Here is a 21236-nt window from a genome sequence, read left to right as displayed (position 1 = left end):
GGGCAACTAGAGGCTATGGCGCGCAGCCACAGAGTAGCTCGGGCTTGGGCGGGGGAACTTTGTAATCGGGTTGCGATACTTCTTTCATGTAGATGACGTCGAGCTGCTGCAGCGGCGGATTAGCCGGGTTCTCGTGCCAAATGCGTAGCAGATAGTTGCAGTAGTAAGGCCGCATGTAGCTGTTGTCTACGAACAAGTAGTTTTCAGAGTACTTGCGCCACCGGTCATTTTTGAATAGGGACACCACCGAGGCCGGCTTGGCATAGGTGAGTGCCGCACCATGGCGGTTAAGGTCTACGTGGCGGCCATCTTTGGTGGTGCCATCCAGAATGTACCAGCCGTCATCTTTGAATACCGAAGGCGCAAACATGCCCCAGTGCTGATCTACCCGAGTCAGGAACCCAATCCAGCGCAAGGGGGCTTTCATCATCCATTGGGGTGTTACAATTGAGTCGAGGTTCCACCAGCATATGTACACGAGCAGGCCAGCTACCAGCCCCTCGCGCAGCGTGCGCAGCCACCTGCGCAACCCCTCCGATACTGCCCACGAGGTATGTATGCGCACCTGCACTGCTTGCCGCCAGGTGGCCAGGCGGGGCTGCAGCGGTGCCAGCCGAGTTGCCACCCGGGGCCCCAGCTGCTGTGCCCGCGGCACTATGTGTTTCTCCAGCCAATCCATGGCCGAAGCCGGCAACAGACCCAACACCGACGCCATATTGATGAGGAAAAACAGGCCTACGAACAGCGTTAGGCTGATGCCGAGGTGAAAGCCATACATCACAAACACAAACAGCATCCGCCACCACGGCACTGCCACCGGGATAAAGAGCACAAAGGGCAACAGCAACTCCAGCCGGTAGGTAGCGAGCGTCAGGAACCGCAGCAGCTCTGGGTATGGGTAAATCAGCCGTCCGCCGGGCAGTAGCACCTGGTCAAGGCTCAGGGCGTAATACAGCGCAGTTCCATCGCGGCTCCACTCGGGGCTGCTTTTCAGCAAGGCTGTGCACCAATACACCAGGCAGATTTGCACAATGTAGGCCACTGTAGCGGCACTGAAGTAGCTAAGCTGGGCGGGAGCTGGGCGCTTGCGCGCATCGAGGGAATATACCCGGCCCCAGGGCAGGAAGAAGCCCCAAAACAGCAGCATCCGGAGAAGGTCGTCGCCGCCCTGCAGAATCAAGGGGTTCCGGTTTTGCAAAGACACCAGCAGCAGCCACGAGATGAAAGTGGCAACCCTGGTTTTATAGCCCAGCAGAAGGGCAACAGCCGCTACTGCCGCCAGTAAGAAAAGCACCGCCTCCACCTGCCAGAGGCCACTGCTGGTGTGCAATGAGAAAACGTAGGGGTTCCACAAATGCTCATACAGCACCGAAAGCGGCAGCACGCCCATGTTGGAGTAAAAGGCCTCCAGATCGGTGCTGCGGATCCCCAAGTCAAGCAGAACCACCGCTGCTACGGCAGCGCGCAAAAGGGCCAGGGCCCTCAGATCAACAACGAATGGACGACGAAGGAACGTGAGAAACCGGAGCATGCCGTGCCAGGTGGGCGTAAGTAAAAACAAAAAGGCGGAAAGGCGCTACCACTACTCATGGTCGGCCATTCCGCCTTCTGAGCTATCCAATGGGTACCTTCAGAATTGCCTTAACGGGTAGTGGTGCCACTGGTTGTGCCTGAAGTGGTTCCGCCGGAAACGGAGCTGCCGCTCGTGCTGCCCGTGGTACCGCCTGAGCCCGTAGTGGTAGCCGCCCCACCGGTAGTGCCCATGGTGGTAGAGCCACCTGCCGTAGAGCTGGAGCCGCTGGTGGGGTTACCGTTGCCGGCGGCATCGCCTACGCCAGCCGTGCTGCCCGTGCTAGCCCCCGACTTGCTGCTACCATTAGCGCCGCCAGTATCGCCACCCCCATCATTTTCCATCATCTCACTGTTCACGTTTGAGTTACCAGAGGTAGACATGGTATCGGAGGTGCTACCGTCGGCCGTGGCCGCGTTTTCGCCTTGATTGTTGCTGCTGCAAGCTCCTACAGTGAGGGTGGTGCCCAGTAGTGCCAGCATTACGTACATGCGTTTCGAATTCATAATCAGAAGAAGTTAACAAGCCATAAGTTGGCTGGCCTGTGGTGGATAAGAACAGGTACTACAAGCAATACAGCCCGACCAAAGAGGCTGGGCTGTAACCAGCAACGCGGGTGGCGCAGCCAGCAGCGGAGTGCGTGGTAGAATCTGTAGCTGCAGGTGCTCTTCAGCGGCAGGTCAAGTACACAGAATGGCGGTAATCGGTAAACAAGCACTTCATAACTCAGAAAGACTTAAACGGATCGGGATGCTTTATGGCTATACGGGTACAGAGCTTGGTTATTTTCGAAAAATATCCTGAATAAATACGGTTTTTTAGATCAATAATAACAGTGCAACTACGTATAAATCCGGGAGCTTAACCTGTTGCTATCAGTTACCTCTTCGGGTCGGTTACGAGCAAAGCATATGCAAACGGGCTCTACATTCCAGTGGTATCAGTTTCTCTATGTTTGTGTACCAAACGGTGCCAATGGAGTAGTATCCTGCAACAGTCAATGGCCCTTCAACTGGCACTACTTTACTGTAGCAATTGCACCGCAAGCCTTCAAATTTGCCGTTGCTACTTCTTGCCTTCCGGCTCGTATAAGGGCTGATTTCTTTTCTCAGTATACAGCGTTTATGTCTGGTGCTTCGGCTATTATTTTGTTTGATGGCGTGTGTAACCTCTGCCATGGCTTCGTCCAGTTCGTTATTGGCCGCGATAAAAACCAGTATTTTCAGTTTGCTTCGTTGCAGTCAGAGGTAGGCCAGGCACTACTAAGGCAGCACGGCCTGCAGCCCGCCATTACCCCCGAAACAGTGGTGCTGCTAGAGGGAGGACAGGCCTACGCATATTCTTCGGCCGTACTGCGCATTATGCGGCACCTAAGCGGCGCTTGGCGGTGGTTGTACATAGCTCGCGTGCTGCCTAGGCCACTGCGCGATGCGGCGTACCGCTTTGTAGCCCGGCACCGGTACCAGTGGTTTGGACAGCAGGAAGCTTGCCTGTTGCCTACTCCGGCCTTGCGGCAGCGCTTTCTCTAGCCCGGTGCGCGAGCAAACCAATGGCCCCCGGTGGGGTTGTTGCTACTTTCAGCGGCGCTTAACGGTAAGCCCGCTTTTACTTACTGGCCGCTCTGGCCGCTCAGCTAATTCTGCTTTTCTCTATGCAAGCACTCGTTCTTGAGGGCATCAATCAGCCCCTGCAGCTTCAGGAAGTTGCCACCCCCACACCTGGTCCCGGCGAGGTATTGGTGCAACTTTACGCCGCCGCCCTTAATCACCGCGACGTCTGGATTCAGAAGGGGCAGTACGCAGGCCTGAAATTTCCCAGTATTCTGGGTTCCGATGGGGCTGGTATAGTGACAGCAGTAGGAGAGGGGGCCCCCGCTGAGTTGCAGGGACAGGCAGTGGTTATCAACCCCGGCCACAACTGGGGCAATAATCCCGCCGCGCAAGCCCGTGAGTTTACCATTCTGGGCCTCCCGCATCAGGGCACGTTTGCGGAGTACGTGAGCGTACCAGCCCGCTATGTGCAGGCTAAGCCCACCTACCTTTCGTTTGAACAGGCCGCTGCCTTGCCCTTAGGAGGGGTAACCGCGTACCGGGCCGCCTTTACGCGCGCGGGCTTACAGCCCGGCGAGCGGGTACTCATTACGGGCATTGGCGGTGGTGTGGCCCTGCTGGCTCTGCAAATGGCAGTGGCCATTGGCGCTGAGGTATGGGTAACGTCAGGCTCTCAGGAGAAAATAAGCAGAGCCATAGGCCTGGGGGCTAAAGGTGGTATCAGCTACAAAACCGAAAAGTGGGCCTCTGAGCTAACGAAGCAAGCGGGCGGAGCATTCCAGGTAATAATTGATAGCGCCGTAGGGCCCGGCTTCTCTGAATTGCTGGATGCCGCTGCTCCTGGTGGCCGCATCGTGTTTTATGGAGGTACGGCCGGTGCCATGCAGGATGTGCCTCCAGCCAAGATATTCTGGAAGCAGCTGTCTATACTAGGCTCTACTATGGGTACTGAGCAGGACTTCGCCGCAATGGTTAGTCTCTTTGAGCAGCATCAGATAGTGCCGGTCGTAGATGAAGTACTGCCATTTGCTGATGGAGAAGCCGCTATGAGCCGCATGGCTAACGGCCTACAGTTTGGTAAATTGGTGTTGCAAATAAAAGCCTCATAAATAAACTGTTGAGGCGATGCTTGCGCTTGGAAAAAGCCAAGAAAAAATGGCAAGAGAAGGAATGTTACTACCCAGGCTGCTGTTCTATAACTGACAGAATTATGTGCCACTGACTCTCTACTTCTCCTGATATGAAAGCACCTGCTGAATACCTGAATTGCCCGGTTTTCGAACTTACCTACCCAACGGGTGAAGCGGCAGAATCGGTACCCGTAGTGGCCTACCACGATGCCGTACAAGCCGTTGAGGCTGCTTTGGCTGATGCGGAGAAGTACAAATACTTACTCATGCGCGCCTTGCGCCGTCATGCAACCCAAAACCAGATAACCTACCCGGCTGCCACGCCAATCTTGGATGCCCCCGATGCTGACGAAACGCCTGTTTGGCCGCTTTATCCTGATATGGCCGCCTAAGCTCGTGGTATCCCTTAACAGAACCAGGCCCCTCCTGCATGCAGGAGGGGCCTGGTTCTGTTAAGGGATACGTAACTTTTCAAGTTAACTGTGTTTCTGTGTGAGCCGGGTTATACTTTAAATGGCAGTAGCAGTAGCTACCAGGCGCTGGCCAAGCTCCTTGGCCAGCTTGGCAGCTTGCTCCCGCAGCTCGGGCACCGCTGTAGATTCATAATACGCCGGGCGCCGGCTAGGGCCAAGCGTAAATAGAATGGGGGACACGCTCCCGGTGCTGCTAAGAAGCGCGCCGTGCTCATCGGTTTTAATTCCGAGCCGTAGCGCATCCGGGCACAATTGGCCCGCGTCGCGTAAACTCTGCACAAAGCTGTCTGAAATGCGGCTATAGTCCAGCAGTGGACCAGTGCAGTTTATTACGTGAGCGGCCGTGAGCTGTCGGTGTGGTTGCCTGGCCTGTTGCACGGTTACCAGAACGCCTTCGCCACCCGCTGCCAGCCCCCGGACCCGGCCTGTCTCTTCTTGCAGGACGCCGTCGGCCAGCATACTGGCCACCACTTCGGCATTCTGCGGCGGGCTGCGGTGCCGTATCACCGACCAATAGCCCGCTACATGGCGCAGAAACCGGGCTTGCTCCTCCGGCGGCCAGGCGGCCCATATCAGGCCCAGATGGGGGCGTAGAGAATCAATAACGGCCCGCCAGTCGGTGCCGGCTTCTGCCGCCATCCCCACGTGCCGCCGAATAACCTGCATAACAGCTGCTACCCTGGTTAAGCCTGCCAGTTCAGTAGCGTAAAAGCTGGGGTAAGGCTCCTGATACTGCTGGTGTACCATCGGCCAGCGCCCGTGCCCCGATACAATCGTTATCTTTCCGCGGTGTCCATCGGCCCGCAGGCCCAGGAGCACATCAATGGCCGTTAAGCCAGAGCCAAGCAAGAGCACCGTCTCATCTAACCCAATAGTGTGAAGCACGCCTTGCTCCCAGGGGTTATGATGATAGCCAGGGAGAGCCGGCAGGGCCGGCGCAAAGGCCGATTTTAGTGGCGGGAAATTACCCAGCGCCAGTATTATATAATTGCTTGTGAGTGTGGTACCATCTGCCAGGCGCACTAGGCCAGTCTGCTGGTCAGCGTTAATCTCCGCTGCTACTGCCGCCTGTGCGTGCCAGAAACACCGGATGCCGTTTGACGAAGGCCACTCCAGCACCTGCCCGATAAGTTGCTGCAGGTAACGGCCGTAGCTCTGCCGGGAGCAAAAATCTAGTTCGCAGTCGGGATTCCGGTTGGTGCGCAGCCAATGCCGGAAGTGGTCAGGCTGATCAGGAAAAGCACTCAGGTACTGGCTCTGCACATTCATCAGATACTCGGGCCGGCGGGCGGTGTACGCCAGGCCAGGCCCCGGCGCCAACCGCGGTTCCACTAAGTGTACGTCGCAGGTGTAGCGTACCATCATAGGCAAGCGGGCTAACTGTACGGCTAGCATTGAACCTGAAAATCCGCCTCCTACAATGGTTATTACCTGTCTTTGCACCTAATCAGGTTTAGAACGCGCCAAAAGCTTAACGCTCCTCAAATAAAGCAGGAACCTTTGTAGTCTGTAATATTGATGGAATATTATATTTTGATGAACATTTCCACCAGGGTGTGCTCTACTAGGTTAGCTGCCTCCTGGCAAGCACGTGGCTCACTGGCTTAAACGTACGAATGGTTAACTGCTTAACCATCCGCCCACCTTGAGTTATGCATGATTGCGGGAGCTCCCCAGAAATGACTTTATCATAAAAGCCCGGTAGCCCCCACCGTAATGCCCCGAGCTGCTTGCTGGCAATAGCCAGAAACAAGCTCCACGGGGCATTACGATGGGGGCTACTCGTCTTCTGTTGGCCGTTAGTAGTAATTGCCAGTTACCAGGTAATTGCGCACGTAGTCATTGATACCATCCTCCAGGCGCGTGAAGGGCCGGTCGTAGCCAATGCTGCGCAGTTTCTGCATCTCAGCCTGCGTAAAGTATTGGTAAGTGTCCCGGATGTCTTCGGGTGTGTCACGGAAATGAATATCAGCGGTGCGGTCGAGGGCCGCGAAGGTGTTCAGTGTTAGATCCAGGAAAGTTCGCGCTTCGCCGGTGCCCAGGTTGTAAATGCCCGAGTGCTGGCGGTTATGCATCAGGAAATAGCATACTTCTACCACGTCCTTCACGTACACAAAGTCGCGCTTCTGCTCCCCGTCGGCATACTCAGGGTTGTGCGAGCGGAACAAGGTCATGGAGCCGGTTTCCTGAATCTGCCGGAACGCGTGCAGAATAACGGAAGCCATGCGGCCCTTGTGGTACTCGTTAGGGCCGTATACGTTGAAGAACTTCAGGCCCGCCCAGAAAAACGGCTTTTCCGTTTGATTGACAGCCCAATTATCAAAGTCGTTCTTAGAGTCGCCATAGGGGTTAAGCGGGCGGAGTAGTGGGAGCAGGGCATCCTCATCGGAGTAGCCGAGCGTGCCGGAGCCGTACGTAGCCGCCGACGACGCGTACACCAATGGCAGTTGATACTGACAGCAGGCCTGCCACATCTTCTTGGAGTACTCGAAATTGAGTACGTTCAGAATGTCGCGGTTTTGCTCCGTGGTATCAGTGCGGGCCCCCAGGTGGAAGATGAACTCTACCTGCTCGTGGTTGGCATCGAGCCACTCAAAAAACGTTTCCCGATCAACATACTCGCGCAGGTGCTTGCCTTTCAGGTTGGCGAGTTTGCGCTCCTCGTTGAAATTATCCACCACCACGATATCGTTGAAGTTGGCGGCATTAAGGCGGGTGACAAGGCAGCTGGCAATAAAGCCGGCCGCTCCAGTAACAACTATCATAAGGCGGAGATTTTGCTCAAAAGTAGCGAGATGTAGCGTAAGGCTCGCCCTCAGGGTTTCGTGCAGGAGAGAAGTATACGTACAACGACAGGCCTAGGCCCGGGATGTTTACGTTACGCAAGTGGGGCTTATTATTTCCTGCGGCGCCGTCTGCTACATTTGCCCCGATGATTTCTTTTCGGCTATTCTCCTTTCTACTGCTAGGCCTAGCTGTTTCCTGTCGGCCTGATACAAGCTCCCGTGCTGCGCAAACCGCAGCCAGTGAGGCTCCGCAACAGGTCAAAGATGATGTGGGCCGCTTGGTTACCATCCCGGCTCACCCGCGCCGGATAATGGCCCTGGCCCCGTCCATGACGGAGATGCTGTACGCCATTGCTGATACCAGCACTATCATTGCCCGCACCCAGGTATGTAATTACCCGGCTGCCATAGTGCACAAGCCAGTAGTCAGCAGCTACCCCCTCGATCTGGAGCGCCTGGTGGCCCTGCACCCCGATGTGGTGTTTACCGTCAGCGGCATAACCTCCCCCGACGATGCCGCCCGCCTGGAGCAACTCGGTATTCCCGTGTATTTTCAGCAGTATGAAACCGTGAAGGACGTTTTCCGGGGCATGCGCGACCTAGGCCACTTGCTAGGCCGTGAAGAGGCCGCCCGCCAGCTCACAGACTCCTTGCAGCAGGAGCTGCGCCAATTACCTCCTGTTACCGGCCCGGCCCCGCGGGTGCTGGCCATTACCTGGCAAGACCCCATTTATGTGTACGGGCAGAACACGCTGTTCACGGATAAAATCAGACTAGCCGGCGGCCAGAATGCCGTAACCGAGAAGTTTGCCCAGCCTTACCCGGCTCTCACCCGGGAATACATTTTAAAGCTGAACCCTGATGTACTGATTGGGGGGCGCTTTGGTAAGCTCGATAGCACCTTTTTTAAGAGCTATCCTGAGCTGCGCCGCATCCGGGCATACCAAACCCGGCAGGTGTATCCCGTAACAGGAAACCTGATGGAGCGCCCGGGGCCGCGCACCGTTGAGTCGGTGCGGGAGCTGCAGCGCCTTCTTGCGCAAGGTGCAGCTAGGCCACTTCCTCAATAAGCAGCGCCCATGAAGCGCTCCGCTCTCCCCTGGATTGTTGCCAGCCTGTTGCTAACTATGCTGCTGCTGGCGGTAGGCCTGCGGGTGGGTAGCTATGAAACGGATTACGCCCTCATCACGCGCGCCCTGCTGCATTACAACCCCCAAGACCCCGCCCAGTTGGTGTTGGTGGAGCTGCGGTTGCCGCGGCTGCTGCTGGCGCTGCTGGCCGGAGGTGGCCTGGCCTTCAGCGGCTACCTCATGCAGGCCATGGTAAACAATCCCATGGCCGATCCTTACCTGCTGGGTACGGCCTCGGGTGGGGCGCTGGGGGCTATTCTTACGTTTGCCTTTGCTCCTAGCTTGGTAGTTGCGGGTATTTATCTGCCACCGGTTGCGGCCCTACTTGGGGCGCTGAGTACTACTCTGGTGGTAGTAGTGCTCGGAACGCGGCGTGGGCAGCTTATTCCGGCCCAAATGCTGCTGGCGGGCATTGCCATCGGTTCCCTCATGACGGCGTTAGGTGGCCTGCTCACGTTTTTGGCCAGCTCCCAGGAAAAATTGCGCACCATCACTTTCTGGGCCATGGGCGGGTTCGAGAAAGCCAGCTGGAGCGTGCTGCCGTACCCTGGGTTAGCCCTCCTGACTGGCCTGGTTGTGTTTGCGGCCGTGCAAAAAGACTTAAATATCTTGTTGCTAGGGGAGGAGCGGGCACAGGCTCTGGGGGTACATGTGGCCCGCACCCGCTGGATTTTACTCCTCACGGCATCCCTGCTAACTGGGTGTGTGGTAGCCTTGTGTGGGCCTATCGGGTTTGTAGGGCTGATGGTGCCCCACCTCACGCGTTGGGCATTGGGAGTTACGGGCCGGGCCAACTTGCTGCTCTGCGCCCTTATTGGAGGAAATTTCCTGCTGCTCTGCGACCTGCTGGCCCGGCTGCTCTATCCTCCCGCCGGGTTACCCGTTGGCTTGGTTACGGCCCTGTTCGGCGTACCGTTCTTCGTATATTTGCTGCGAAAACAAGGGTCTTAGGGCCTTGGCGACTTAAGGTCCTGGCTGACATTCAACGAGTAACAGTCAGCAACCCAAGCCAAGACCCCAAGCCCCTCAGACCCCAAGACCCCAATCAATGGTTTACATCAGCCGACAGGAACACTTCAACGCGGCCCACAAGCTCTACAATCCTAACTGGAGTGAGGAGCGCAACCGCGAAGTCTTCGGCCCCTGCGCCAATGCCAACTGGCACGGCCATAACTACGACCTCATCGTCACCGTCAAAGGCAAACCCGACCCCGAAACCGGTTTTGTCATCGATCTGAAGCAGCTCAGCACCGTCATCCGTACCCACGTGGTAGATCAGGTAGACCATAAGAACCTGAACATGGATGTGCCCTTCATGCAAGGGCAGCTGGCCAGCACCGAAAACCTGGTAATTGCTTTCTGGAAAATACTCCAGCCCGAAATCGAAAGCATTTCACCCGCCCGGTTGCACAGCATCAAGCTCTACGAAACGCCTCGCAACTTTGTGGAGTACTTCGGCGAGGAATAAGGTATAGAAGAAAACTAGCCCTGTCATTCCGACGCAGGAGGAATCTGGGGTAATTCACTAGCAAACTGCGTCGGAACGACAGACGGCACGTCAACTCTGCTGGCCCGTTTCTGCTTACAGATTCAACCATGAAATATTACCTGATAGCTGGCGAACGGTCCGGCGACTTCCACGCCGCCAACCTCATGCGCTCCTTGAAAGAGCAGGACTCGCAAGCCGAGTTCCGGTGCTGGGGTGGCGACATGATGCAGGCCGCCGGCGGTGAGCTGGTGCACCACTACCAGGAAATGGCCATCATGGGCTTCTGGGAAGCCGCTACCAGCATCCTCAAACTCCGGGGCTACCTCAAGGAGTGCCAGAAAGATCTACTGGCCTACCGCCCCGATGTAGTGATTCTGGTAGACTACGCCGGCTTCAACATGCGCATTGCCAAGTTTGCCAAGGCCAATGGCATTAAGGTGTTCTATTACATCTCGCCCAAAATCTGGGCTTGGAACCAGGGCCGGGTACATCAGGTGAAGCAGGTAGTGGACAGGATGTTCGTAATTCTGCCCTTCGAAGAGGAATTCTACCAGCGCTTTGATTACAAAGTAGACTACATCGGTAACCCAACCGCTGATGCCGTAGCAGAACACCAGAAATCCGAAGACTTCTACACACGCAATAACCTTGACCCAATGCGGCAAATTATTGCCGTACTGCCCGGCTCGCGCAAGCAGGAAATTGAGGAGATGCTCTACGAGATGGTAGCCATCCTGCCGCCCTTCCTCGACTACCAGTTCATCGTGGCCGGCGTCGATAACCTCGACCGGAACTATTACTCCAACTTCGAGCGCAACAACGTCCGCATCGTCTTCGACCAGACCTTCGACCTGCTGGCTCACGCCTCCGCGGCCCTCGTCACCAGCGGTACTGCCACACTGGAAACGGCTTTGTTTGATGTGCCTCAGGTAGTGTGCTACCGCACCAGCGCCGTGTCATATGCCATCGGCAAGGCGGTCATCAAAGTGCCCTACATTTCGCTTGTAAACCTCATTGCTGGCAAAGAGGTGGTAAAGGAGCTAATTCAAGGCGACTTCACTGCCCGCAACCTCGTCCCCGAACTCAAGAAGGTTCTGACCGATGACGCTTGCATTGCCCAGCAGAAAGCCGGCTACGCCGAGCTTCGCGAGAAGCTAGGCCACCAAAAGTCAGCCGAGAAAGCAGCAAAGTTGATGGTGAAGTATTTGAAGGAATGGGTATCGTAGGCCGTTTCAAAAGCGTAGATAAGCTTCTGTCTTGGTTTTTCGTTACTCTATTGGTTATTGGAGTAGCAGCAGGATTTGCTAGGATGTATTTAATCACTCCTGCCTTTTTATTCGACATTGAAGATAGACTAAGCAGTGATACAACTTTGGTGTCACGAATAGGAGAGATAAGAAGGAAAGAAATAAAATTTTCTGATGATCAGCTTGCTTTAGGAGATTCAGCATCCTTCTATGTTATAATAGGTGGAGCATGTGACAGTGACTATGTGCGAGTTAGGGGGATATATACTCAGACCAAAAGAGGAATTATTTATACGATTCGCGACACAACATTCTTGAATCAGTGCCCTTGAAAGCATTGAGTGCTTATCATAAAAGCAGAAGGGAGAAGGCTATTAGCCTTCTCCCTTCTGCTTTTATAGTTTGATAACAAGGTATTTATGCCGCGCGCAACTGCTTCATGGCAGTTTGCTCGAACTTACTCCGGGCGTAATCCTCATCAATCACCAGCTCTTTCACGCCTTCCTCCGAAGGCATATCAAACATGGCGTCGGTCATGATGCCTTCACAGATGCTGCGTAGGCCACGTGCCCCAAGGCGGTACTCATCCGCTTTTAGCACGATGTATTCCAGAGCGCCCTCGGAGAAGGAAAGCTGAATGCCTTCCATATCGAACAGGCGCTGGTACTGCTTCACGATGGAGTTCTTGGGCTCCGTTAGGATTTTGCGCAGGGTAGCGTGGTCAAGAGGGTTGAGGTGGGTAAGCACCGGCAGGCGGCCAATCAATTCCGGAATCAGGCCAAAAGCTTTCAGGTCCTGAGCCGTTACGTAACGCAGGAAGTTCTGCGTGTCTACTTTCTCCTCCAGCTGCGTTTTGGCAAAGCCGATAGGCTTCGTGTTCAGTCTGTTCTTGATGATGCGCTCAATGCCCACGAAGGCACCGCCGCAGATAAACAGGATGTTCTCCGTATTCACCGTAATCATCTTCTGCTCGGGGTGCTTGCGGCCGCCGTGCGGAGGCACGTTCACCGTAGTGCCTTCCAGCAGCTTCAGCATGGCCTGCTGCACGCCCTCGCCGCTCACGTCGCGCGTAATGCTGGGGTTGTCGCTCTTGCGGGCAATCTTGTCAATCTCATCGATGTACACAATGCCGCGCTCTGCCGCTTCCACGTTGTAGTCGGCGGCTTGCAGCAGGCGGGTCAGGATGCTTTCCACGTCCTCGCCCACGTAGCCGGCTTCCGTCAGCACGGTGGCATCGGCAATACAGAAAGGCACCTGCAGAATGTTAGCCAGCATCTTGGTCAGGAAAGTCTTGCCTGTACCCGTCTCACCTACCATAATGATGTTCGATTTTTCAATCACCACATCATCTTTCTGGGGCTTCTGCATGAGGCGCTTGTAGTGGTTGTACACCGCCACCGACATTACCTTCTTCGCCTCATCCTGGCCTACCACGTACTGATCGAGGTACTCTTTCATCTCGCGCGGCTTCACGAGGTTAAACTTCGGGGCCTTGGAGTTGGCTCGAATCTTATTCTCCTCGTTTAGAATCTGCTGGGCCTGTCCCACGCAACGCTCACAGATGTGGGCGTTGATACCGGAAATCATAACCGTGACGTCTTTTTTGTTCTTGCCGCAGAAGGAGCACGTAATATCTGCCATGTCGAGGGGACTCTGGATAAGGATAGAAGCGGTAGCTTTCGCTAACCTACCTCAAAGGTACGAAAAGGCCAACGCCGCGCACCGTTAAAAAAGTGCCAACATGATTAGCCTCTACTAAAAAGAAAAAGCCCGCTCTAGCGGGCTTTTTCAGAGTAAGCAGTCAGGCGGAGCTTGTCCCAGCCTGGCGCGTAGCGTTGAGTTACGCCTTCTTCTTTTCCAGAACCTCGTCAATGAGACCGTACTCCTTGGCCTCGTCGGCACGCATCCAGTAGTCGCGGTCCGAGTTGTCGTGGATTTCCTGGTAGGTTTTGCCAGTGTGCTCCGCGAGGATATCGTACAATTCCTTCTTCAGTTTCAGAATCTCACGAGCCGTGATTTCGATATCCGAAGACTGACCCTGCGCACCACCCGAGGGCTGGTGAATCATCACGCGAGCGTGGGGGAGGGCCGAGCGCTTGTCTTTGGCACCACCCGCCAGCAGTACGGCGCCCATCGAGGCCGCTAGGCCAGTGCAAATCGTAGCCACGTCGGGGTTCACGTACTGCATGGTGTCGTAAATGCCCAGGCCAGCGTACACTGAGCCACCGGGCGAGTTGATGTAGAGCAGGATGTCCTTCTTGGCGTCCACCGACTCCAGGAACAGCATCTGCGCCGTCAGGATATTAGCAATGTAGTCGTCCACGGCCGTGCCCAGGAACACAATGCGGTCCATGATCAGGCGCGAGAAAACGTCAATCTCAGCGAAACGCGTGGGGCGCTCCTCAATTACCGAGCGGGTCATACCCGTAGGCATGATCAGACCGTTGCGGGTCTGGCCCTCTACGTGTTGAATGTATTGATCCACACCTAGGCCACTCAGGCCTTGGCCTTTCACGGCAAATTTGCGGAACTCTTCTTTATTCAGCATGGCAGAAAAAGTGGGAGATAAAATGTGTCAGACGAAAAAGTATAGGCAACAAAAAAGCCCATACGGCAAGTAAGGGCTTTTTTGTTGGTTCGAAAACCGAAAATGTTAGCGCTTAGCCAGCATTCTGATTGCGGAAGTCCTCGGCCGTAATCGCGTTGTCATTAACAACAACTTTGCCGCGCAGGTTTTCCAGCACTTTTTCTGCCAGAATGGCTTCATACTCGTTTACGTAGTTTTTGCCGTTCTCCTGACGCAGGAAATTGTCAGCAAAGCCACGCACCGATTCTTCCAGCTCAGGGGTCATCTCCATGTTGAACTGGCCTAGAATCTTCTGCATCGTGCGGTCAACGATTTCTTCGTTCGAAACTTTCAAGTCGTTGGCTTCCACCACTTTGTTGCGGATCATCGACCACTTCAGCTCCTTCTCGTAGTCTTCGTAGTGTTCTTCAACCTGCTCCGGAGTCAGCTTGCCCTGGTTAGCACGTACCAGCCATTTTTTGAAGAACTCTTTCGGCACCTCAATCGTGGTGCTTTCCAGCATCTTGTCGATGATCTGGCGGTTTACCAAGTTGTCAGCCTCCCGGTCGTAGTTCTCCTGTACCGTCGAGCGAACCTTCTCGTCGAAGTCTTCTTTCGAGGTTACGATGTCCTTGCCGAATACTTTGTCAAACAGCTCCTGGTTGAACTCAGCAGGAGTAGAGCGCTGGATTTTCTCAATCGACAGCGTGTACTCGCCCTCAACCGTGTCAGCCTCTTCTTTGCTCATGCCCGAGAAGCTGGAAATAGCCGTAGCGTCGCCGTCGAAAGCGTCTTTCAGGTCAAACGTTACCGAATCACCCACTTTCACGCCCACAAACTTGTCAACGCCGTTCTTCACCTTGTTCAGAGGAAGCAGTACTACGCGGCCATCACCCTCTTCGCCAGCTTTTAGCAGCTTGCCCGAGATGTAGTCAGTGGCCTCAGCCGTTTCAGGCTCAATCGACTCACCAAACTGACGCTCCAGCTGCTCGTAAGTTTCCTTCAGCGTGTTTTCGTCTAGGTCTACCTTATGGCGGTCAACCGTAACAGCCTGGTCGGCGGGCAGCTCGAAATCGGGCAGCAGGCCTAGCTCAAACTGGAACGAGTAGTCTTTCTGGGTGTCGAAATCAACATCGGTAGGAACCGGAATGGGCTCACCAAGGATCTTGAGGTCGTTTTCCTTGATATAGTCATCAACTGACTTGCTCAGCAGGCCATTGATTTCTTCTACCAGGATGCCCTTGCCGTACATTTTGCGTACCAGCGTAACTGGCACTTTGCCCGGGCGGAACCCTTTGATCTGCGCCTTTTTGCTGTATTCCTTCAGCTTCGACTCCACGGTGGGAGCGTAGTCAGCCTCCGTAAGGTTTACTGTCAGGATGGCACTCAGCTGGTCGTCTTTTTTGTCGAGGGTAATGTCCAAAACGGGTTGTCGGTTAAGGGTACTACGTGGGTGTGAATGCGGGCCAAAACCCGGATAAAAAATAAACCCCCAACGGGTGGGTTGAGGGTTTAGAAGCGGTTTTTAGAAAAAACCAAAAAGATAAGTGCGGATGGAGGGACTCGAACCCACACGCCTTGCGGCACCAGATCCTAAGTCTGGCACGTCTACCAATTTCGCCACATCCGCGTCCGGAAGCCAACTGCCTCGGGGCCGCAAAACTACACAAGGGTTTTTTAAAAACAAACGCGCTCTTCATTAAAAGAAATAATCTGTGCTCTGGTTAGCTGCACTAACAGGCCTGGCCGAGTGTTAAGCTTGTAGAAGCCTACATATCCTTGCGTAAATTCCTGATCGGCCCTGCCCAACGCTTGGGCTCCGTGCCGTACCTTAGCAATCATTACTCCGGCGTCTCCAGCGCCGCCCGCGTACCATGCCTACCGTCATCGACCCCGAAGTAGAGCGCCAGGAAATTCTGCGCCACTACCGCCGCCTGCTCCGCACCGCTAAGCCTTATCTGAAGGAAGGCGATGCGAAGCTTATTAAAAAGGCCTTCAATACATCCCTGGAAGCGCACAAAGAAATGCGCCGCAAGTCGGGTGAGCCCTACATCTTGCACCCACTGGCCGTAGCGCAGATTGTGGTGGAAGAAATAGGCCTAGGCACCACCAGCATTGTGGCTGCCCTGCTGCACGACGTGGTAGAGGACACGCCTTGGGAAATAGCTGATGTAGAGCGCGAGTTCGGTAATAAAGTGGCTCGCATCGTCGATGGCCTCACCAAAATCTCGGGCGTATTCGAATATGGCACCTCTGAGCAAGCTGAGAACTTCCGCAAGATGCTGCTCACGCTCTCGGAAGATGTGCGCGTTATCCTCATCAAGCTCGCCGACCGCCTGCACAACATGCGGACGCTCGACTCGATGCCGCGCCATAAGCAGCTCAAGATTGCTTCAGAAACTATTTACCTCTACGCTCCGCTGGCCCACCGCCTAGGCCTGTACGCCATCAAAACCGAGCTGGAAGATCTATACCTTAAGTACACTGACACCGAAGTTTATAATGAGCTAGTAAACCGGGTGCGTCAGAGCCGTAGCGCCCGTAACCGCTTCATCAAAGAGTTCGTGCTGCCCATCGACGACGAACTGAAGGCCCAGGGCTTTGGCTACGAAATCAAAGGCCGTCCCAAGAGCATCTATTCCATCCTGAAGAAGATGCGCAAGCAGAACATCACCTTCGATGAAGTGTATGACCTGTTTGCTATTCGGGTAATCCTAGATGTGCCCCAGGAGCAGGAAAAAGCCGCATGCTGGCAAGTGTACTCCATTGTTACGGACTTCTATCAACCGAACCCCGACCGCCTGCGCGATTGGGTGAGCACGCCCAAAGCCAATGGGTATGAGTCGTTGCACACCACAGTTATGTCACGCTCGGGCCAATGGGTAGAGGTGCAGATCCGCAGCCGCCGCATGGATGATATTGCGGAGAAAGGTTACGCCGCGCACTGGAAGTACAAAGACTCCGGTGCCATTCAGCCTGAGTCAACACTGGAAGCGTGGATTAATAAGGTGCGGGAGATGCTCGAAACCAATAACTCCAGCGCCCTGGAGTTCATGGACGAGTTCCGCCAGAACCTATTCGTGAAGGAAGTATATGCCTTCACCCCCAAAGGCAAGCTCGTTATCCTGCCTGATAAAGCCACGGCTCTCGACTTTGCCTTCGAGATTCATACGCATATAGGCCTACGCTGCCTCGGGGCCAAAGTAAACCAGAAGCTGCAGCCCCTGAGCTACGAACTGCGCAACGGCGACCAAGTGGAAATCCTGACGTCGCAGAAGCAGCGGCCTACTGAGGAGTGGCTGCAGTACGTAATCACCTCTAAAGCTCGGAGCAAAATCAAGGAGTGGCTCCGCGATGATAAAAAGTCGAAGGCGGAAGATGGCCGCTTCTTAGTAGAGAAGCGCCTGGAGCTGCTGGGTATTGAATACACGCCCGATAACCTCAACCGCCTGCTGGCGCACTTCAATACGCGAAATGCACAGGAGTTCTTCTACCGGCTTGCTATCGGCCAGATTGACGGCCGGGATATAAAGACTGATCTGTTTGACCCCGCCATTGAAGTTCCCCGCTCGCCATCTATGCTCGAGCCTAAAGCGTTCGATCATGAGGTGCAGAAGATCCGCGGCCTCAGCGCCAATATGCTGGTAATAGGGGAGCAGACCGATAAGTTCGACTACACCATTGCGCCCTGCTGTAACCCTATCCCCGGCGATGATGTGTTTGGCTTTGAAACGGAGGAGGGCATTGTTATTCACCGAACCTCTTGCCCTAAAGCCGTGCAGATGATGTCGAACTACGGCAACCGCATCGTGCGCGCTAAGTGGACGGAGCAGTTGGAGTTGGCTTTCTTAGCAGGTATCCGCATCAAAGGTTCTGACCGGGTAGGCCTAGTAAACGACGTAACTCGCATCATCAGTAACAGCCTCAAGGTCAATATGCGCTCTATTACCATCGACTCCAATGATGGTATGTTTGAGGGGCAGATTATGGTTTTCGTAAATGATACTGACCACCTGAATAAAATGATTCAGCGCTTGTCTAAAGTGAATGGAGTACTGCAGGTAGAGCGCTTTGATTCCTCTGCCAGGTCATAAAAAGTCTAAATCAAAACCGAGAGTATAAAACAGCACAAGCACATTGGAAAGGGATAAGTAAGGATAAGGATGTTTCAGTATATGAAGCAGAACCTGCTCGAAAACTTACCACGGTTTTCTGCTGTTTTAGCTCCTTATATATAAGGCCGTAAAAATGCCCACAACGGAGAAGCATCTCGATCAAGAGAAATACGCAGAGGTAAAGAAGATATTCACTGCTTACCTCGAGAATAAAGGGCTGCGCAAAACCTCGGAGCGTTATGCCATCCTCGAAGAAATTTACTCCCGCACCGGGCACTTTGATGTAGAAGAGCTCTTTGCTGGCATGAAGGAGCAGGGTCTGCAGGTTAGCCGCGCTACAGTCTACAATACGCTTGACTTGCTCGTAGAACATGGCCTGGTAAGTAAGCACCAATTTGGCCGTAACCTGGCGCAATATGAGAAGAGCTACGGTTATCGCCAGCACGATCATGTTATCTGCACGGAGTGTCACAAAGTCGTAGAGTTTTGTGATCCGCGTATCCACGGAATCCAGACCATGGTAGGGGAGTTACTCAACTTCCATATCTTGCACCACTCTTTAAACCTTTACGGCGTGTGCGGTGACTGCCGCGCCAAAGCCGCCGCCCGCTCTTTAGCCGAATGAAAACTGACAGCACCGTCCAGGACGGTATCCTCTTCGTGCGCCTATCCGGCGACTTAATCGGTAGCCCCGATACGCAGCAGTTACTGCAAAGCGTCGATCAGCATTTGGGTGATGAGCTCCGCAACTGCGCAGTAGATCTGTCCGGAATCCGTTACATCAATAGCACAGGCATCGGAGTACTGGTATCTTTGCTCACTAAGTTCCGTAGCCGCGGCGGGGAAATGATGTTGATTAACCCCGCCGACCACCCTCGTAAAATGTTGGCTTTAACTAAGCTGAACGCTATTTTTTCCATTGCGGACGATGAAGCATCGGCCGCTCAACAGTTGAAAGCCGCAAACTAATGCCCGTTGACGTACTAGTTGGATTGCAGTGGGGTGATGAAGGCAAAGGAAAGATTGTTGATGTACTCGCCCCCACCTACGACGTAGTAGCCCGCTTTCAGGGCGGCCCTAATGCAGGCCATACGCTCACCTTCGACGGCATTAAGCACGTCTTACACCAAGTTCCTTCGGGTATCTTCCATCCGCACATTATTAATGTGGTTGGTAATGGTGTGGTGCTTGACCCCTTCGTTTTTCGCCAAGAGCTGCAAAAGCTCACTGACCGTGGCATTGATTGGGCCAAGAATCTCTATGTTTCTCGTAAAGCCCAGCTGATTCTGCCTTCGCACCGCGCCCTTGACCGGATCAACGAAGAAGCTCGTGGTGGCAGCAAAATTGGATCTACCTTAAAAGGTATTGGCCCAACTTACCAAGACAAAATTGGCCGTACTGGCCTACGTGTTGGTGATATTCTGCTCCCAGACTTTCAGGAGCGTTATCAGGAGGCCGTAGCTCGTCATACTCAGCTTGCCCAATTCCACGGGAAAGAGCTGGAAATAGCGGAGTTCGAAGCCGATTTCTTCTCTGCCGTCGAGTTCCTGCGCACCCTGCAGCTCACCGACACGGAGTATCTACTAAACGATTTGCTGAAGCAAGGCAAAAATGTTCTGGCCGAAGGGGCACAGGGCTCTATGTTGGACATTGACTTCGGTACCTATCCCTATGTCACGTCTTCCAGCACTATTGTAGCCGGTGCCTGTACTGGCCTAGGTATTGCGCCTAAGCATATTGAAAAGGTATATGGTATCAGCAAAGCCTATTGCACCCGCGTAGGCAGCGGCCCATTCCCAACCGAACTTCTAAATGAAGTGGGGGAGCAGATCCGCCAGGCTGGCCGAGAGTTTGGTTCTACCACGGGCCGTCCACGTCGTTGTGGCTGGATCGATTTGCCCGCTCTTCGTTATAGCATCATGCTAAACGGCGTGACGGAAATTCACTTGATGAAGGCTGATGTGCTGGATGGGTTTGACGAAATCCAGATCTGCACACACTATCGCACCGCCGACGGTCAGGAAACCGATCATCTGCCCGACCATGGAGACTTGGAGAACCTGACTCCTATATACACAAGCTTACCCGGTTGGCGCACCGACCTACAAGCTGTTACCGATCCTCAGGCATTACCCGCTGAGCTAAAAAGCTACGTGCAGTTCTTAGAGCAACACTTAGAAGTGCCCGTTAGCATTGTTAGTGTAGGCCCAGACCGAGTTAGCACCTTACACTTAAACTAAGTTGCCCTAACTATTCCTCTCAACGAGCAGCCCAAAAGGCTGCTCGTTGCTTTTGTATACTGCGCAAGAGCATAGCTTGAGGAGGCATAAGGGTCCTACACAAATAACTTTTAAAGAATCTTCCGTCTTATTTGAACCAACCGACAGAGGTAAGTAGTTATGCCACAGCCAACGGGGGGAGACAGGGGGGTAGCCTTTCACTAAACCTCCTGAAAGTTTTTCCGCCAGGCTTGCAAAAGCGAAGCAGAACCCGGACTTTTGCCCACCCAAATCGGACGGAGGCGGGCTACGGACAGGGCGAAAAGAAAGTTGCGGTAAGCGCTAGGAAAAGCGGAGAGACTCGGCCTACCTTTGCAGCCCGCTTCAGCTGGAAGCGCCCCGGCAGTCGAGTCGAAAAAAGTTTTTCTTCGCTTGCTTGCTAGTTCAGAAACTCCTGTTACCTTTGCACCCCGCTTAGCTCACGAAAGTGGTCTAGGACGCGGGAAACGAAGAAAGCGAAAAGATTTTTTTGCTTTCGGAGTTGGAAAGAAGGAAAAGAGCAGCGTATCTTTGCAGTCCGCTTCAACCGGAAGCGCCTGAGTCAACCGAAAAGTGCGAAAGTTTTTTTACTTCAGCATTTGGCCAAATAAAATAGAGTGAGTACCTTTGCCACCCGCTTCGCTTGGAAGCGCCGGCCAGTGAAAGCCACCGACTACTAATAGGGTAGTCACGACGCTTCTTCAATAGGAAGGGGCAGACGTTCTTTGAATGATTGGAAAGACAATATGGGTGTTGACCCAGTGGAAACACGGGGTCAATAATAAGGACTCATAAGCGTAGAGAAGAAACGAATACACATACAGCTCGTCAAACAACGAGTCGGAGATGGCACTCGACATCGGCCCTGCTTCGGCAGGTGCTAAGTAATTTATACAATGGAGAGTTTGATCCTGGCTCAGGA

At 54.1% G+C, this 21236-nt stretch carries 18 protein-coding genes, 1 tRNA gene and 1 rRNA gene (1 of these 20 running past the window's edge); 12 read left to right on the top strand and 8 right to left on the bottom strand.

What is annotated here, in order from left to right; genetic code table 11:
- Window positions 1-13 precede the first annotated feature (13 nt).
- Together HMJ29_RS01160 and HMJ29_RS01155 are read right to left on the bottom strand one after the other, a co-directional pair.
- Window positions 14-1531 (bottom strand): HTTM domain-containing protein, encoded by a 1518-nt coding sequence (locus HMJ29_RS01160; protein ID WP_244678684.1) that lies wholly within the window; start codon window positions 1529-1531, stop codon window positions 14-16.
- A gap of 110 nt (window positions 1532-1641) precedes the next feature.
- A complete protein-coding gene (locus HMJ29_RS01155) occupies window positions 1642-2076 on the bottom strand; it encodes a hypothetical protein (protein ID WP_171589762.1) in 435 nt (144 codons plus the stop codon).
- A 618-nt stretch (window positions 2077-2694) separates the two neighbouring features.
- On the opposite strand from HMJ29_RS01155, the gene HMJ29_RS01150 reads away from it, so the two are divergent.
- The 3 genes from HMJ29_RS01150 to HMJ29_RS01140 all read left to right on the top strand — a co-directional run bounded on the left by HMJ29_RS01150 (window position 2695) and on the right by HMJ29_RS01140 (window position 4642).
- Window positions 2695-3099, top strand: a complete 405-nt coding sequence (locus tag HMJ29_RS01150; protein ID WP_171589761.1) for a thiol-disulfide oxidoreductase DCC family protein — start codon at window positions 2695-2697, stop codon at window positions 3097-3099.
- A 122-nt stretch (window positions 3100-3221) separates the two neighbouring features.
- Window positions 3222-4229, top strand: coding sequence for a zinc-binding dehydrogenase (locus tag HMJ29_RS01145; protein WP_171589760.1), 1008 nt, complete (start codon window positions 3222-3224; stop codon window positions 4227-4229).
- 131 nt (window positions 4230-4360) lie between these two features.
- Complete coding sequence (locus HMJ29_RS01140; RefSeq protein ID WP_171589759.1) at window positions 4361-4642, top strand: hypothetical protein; 282 nt, start codon at window positions 4361-4363, stop codon at window positions 4640-4642.
- A gap of 117 nt (window positions 4643-4759) precedes the next feature.
- On the opposite strand, the gene HMJ29_RS01135 is transcribed toward HMJ29_RS01140, so the two are convergent.
- Complete coding sequence (locus tag HMJ29_RS01135) at window positions 4760-6088, bottom strand: FAD/NAD(P)-binding protein (RefSeq protein ID WP_244678683.1); 1329 nt, start codon at window positions 6086-6088, stop codon at window positions 4760-4762.
- Window positions 6089-6522: 434 nt separating this feature from the next.
- Window positions 6523-7488: an ADP-glyceromanno-heptose 6-epimerase gene (gene rfaD, locus HMJ29_RS01130; RefSeq protein ID WP_171589757.1), complete on the bottom strand. Its 966-nt coding sequence runs from the start codon at window positions 7486-7488 to the stop codon at window positions 6523-6525.
- Between the two features lie 167 nt (window positions 7489-7655).
- On the opposite strand from rfaD, the gene HMJ29_RS01125 reads away from it, so the two are divergent.
- The 4 genes from HMJ29_RS01125 (at window position 7656) to lpxB (ending at window position 11354) form a co-directional block, all read left to right on the top strand.
- Window positions 7656-8579 carry an ABC transporter substrate-binding protein gene (locus tag HMJ29_RS01125; RefSeq protein ID WP_171589756.1) on the top strand — a complete coding sequence of 308 codons (924 nt, stop codon included), beginning with the start codon at window positions 7656-7658 and terminating at the stop codon, window positions 8577-8579.
- A 9-nt stretch (window positions 8580-8588) separates the two neighbouring features.
- Window positions 8589-9590: a FecCD family ABC transporter permease gene (locus tag HMJ29_RS01120; RefSeq protein ID WP_171589755.1), complete on the top strand. Its 1002-nt coding sequence runs from the start codon at window positions 8589-8591 to the stop codon at window positions 9588-9590.
- A 97-nt stretch (window positions 9591-9687) separates the two neighbouring features.
- Complete coding sequence (locus HMJ29_RS01115; protein ID WP_171589754.1) at window positions 9688-10107, top strand: 6-pyruvoyl trahydropterin synthase family protein; 420 nt, start codon at window positions 9688-9690, stop codon at window positions 10105-10107.
- A gap of 128 nt (window positions 10108-10235) precedes the next feature.
- Window positions 10236-11354: a lipid-A-disaccharide synthase gene (gene lpxB, locus HMJ29_RS01110; RefSeq protein WP_171589753.1), complete on the top strand. Its 1119-nt coding sequence runs from the start codon at window positions 10236-10238 to the stop codon at window positions 11352-11354.
- Between the two features lie 438 nt (window positions 11355-11792).
- Here lpxB and clpX read toward each other — a convergent pair whose 3' ends face one another.
- The 4 genes from clpX to HMJ29_RS01090 form a co-directional block, all read right to left on the bottom strand.
- Window positions 11793-13016, bottom strand: a complete 1224-nt coding sequence (gene clpX, locus HMJ29_RS01105; RefSeq protein ID WP_171589752.1) for an ATP-dependent Clp protease ATP-binding subunit ClpX — start codon at window positions 13014-13016, stop codon at window positions 11793-11795.
- 199 nt (window positions 13017-13215) lie between these two features.
- Entirely contained in the window at window positions 13216-13923 is a 708-nt protein-coding gene (locus tag HMJ29_RS01100; RefSeq protein ID WP_135531719.1) for a ClpP family protease, read from the bottom strand.
- 112 nt (window positions 13924-14035) lie between these two features.
- Window positions 14036-15364, bottom strand: coding sequence for a trigger factor (gene tig / locus HMJ29_RS01095; protein ID WP_171589751.1), 1329 nt, complete (start codon window positions 15362-15364; stop codon window positions 14036-14038).
- A gap of 125 nt (window positions 15365-15489) precedes the next feature.
- Window positions 15490-15571, bottom strand: a tRNA-Leu gene (locus tag HMJ29_RS01090).
- Between the two features lie 244 nt (window positions 15572-15815).
- Between HMJ29_RS01090 and HMJ29_RS01085 the strand changes: the two genes are divergently transcribed.
- From HMJ29_RS01085 to HMJ29_RS01065, 5 genes are all read left to right on the top strand, one after another.
- Window positions 15816-18035, top strand: a complete 2220-nt coding sequence (locus tag HMJ29_RS01085; RefSeq protein ID WP_171589750.1) for a RelA/SpoT family protein — start codon at window positions 15816-15818, stop codon at window positions 18033-18035.
- A gap of 154 nt (window positions 18036-18189) precedes the next feature.
- Window positions 18190-18681 (top strand): Fur family transcriptional regulator, encoded by a 492-nt coding sequence (locus tag HMJ29_RS01080; protein ID WP_135432516.1) that lies wholly within the window; start codon window positions 18190-18192, stop codon window positions 18679-18681.
- Window positions 18678-19025 (top strand): STAS domain-containing protein, encoded by a 348-nt coding sequence (locus HMJ29_RS01075; RefSeq protein ID WP_171589749.1) that lies wholly within the window; start codon window positions 18678-18680, stop codon window positions 19023-19025. The genes HMJ29_RS01080 and HMJ29_RS01075 overlap by 4 nt, the downstream gene beginning before the upstream one ends.
- A complete protein-coding gene (locus tag HMJ29_RS01070) occupies window positions 19025-20296 on the top strand; it encodes an adenylosuccinate synthase (protein ID WP_171589748.1) in 1272 nt (423 codons plus the stop codon). The genes HMJ29_RS01075 and HMJ29_RS01070 overlap by 1 nt, the downstream gene beginning before the upstream one ends.
- 911 nt (window positions 20297-21207) lie before the next feature.
- Window positions 21208-21236 (top strand): 16S ribosomal RNA (locus HMJ29_RS01065); it runs 1486 nt beyond the window's last position.

Origin of the sequence: Hymenobacter taeanensis, assembly GCF_013137895.1 — a bacterium.
Taxonomy (GTDB): Bacteria; Bacteroidota; Bacteroidia; order Cytophagales; family Hymenobacteraceae; genus Hymenobacter; species Hymenobacter taeanensis.
Note: the sequence above shows the minus strand (reverse complement) of the source record. Positions and strands in the feature narration are given on the sequence as shown.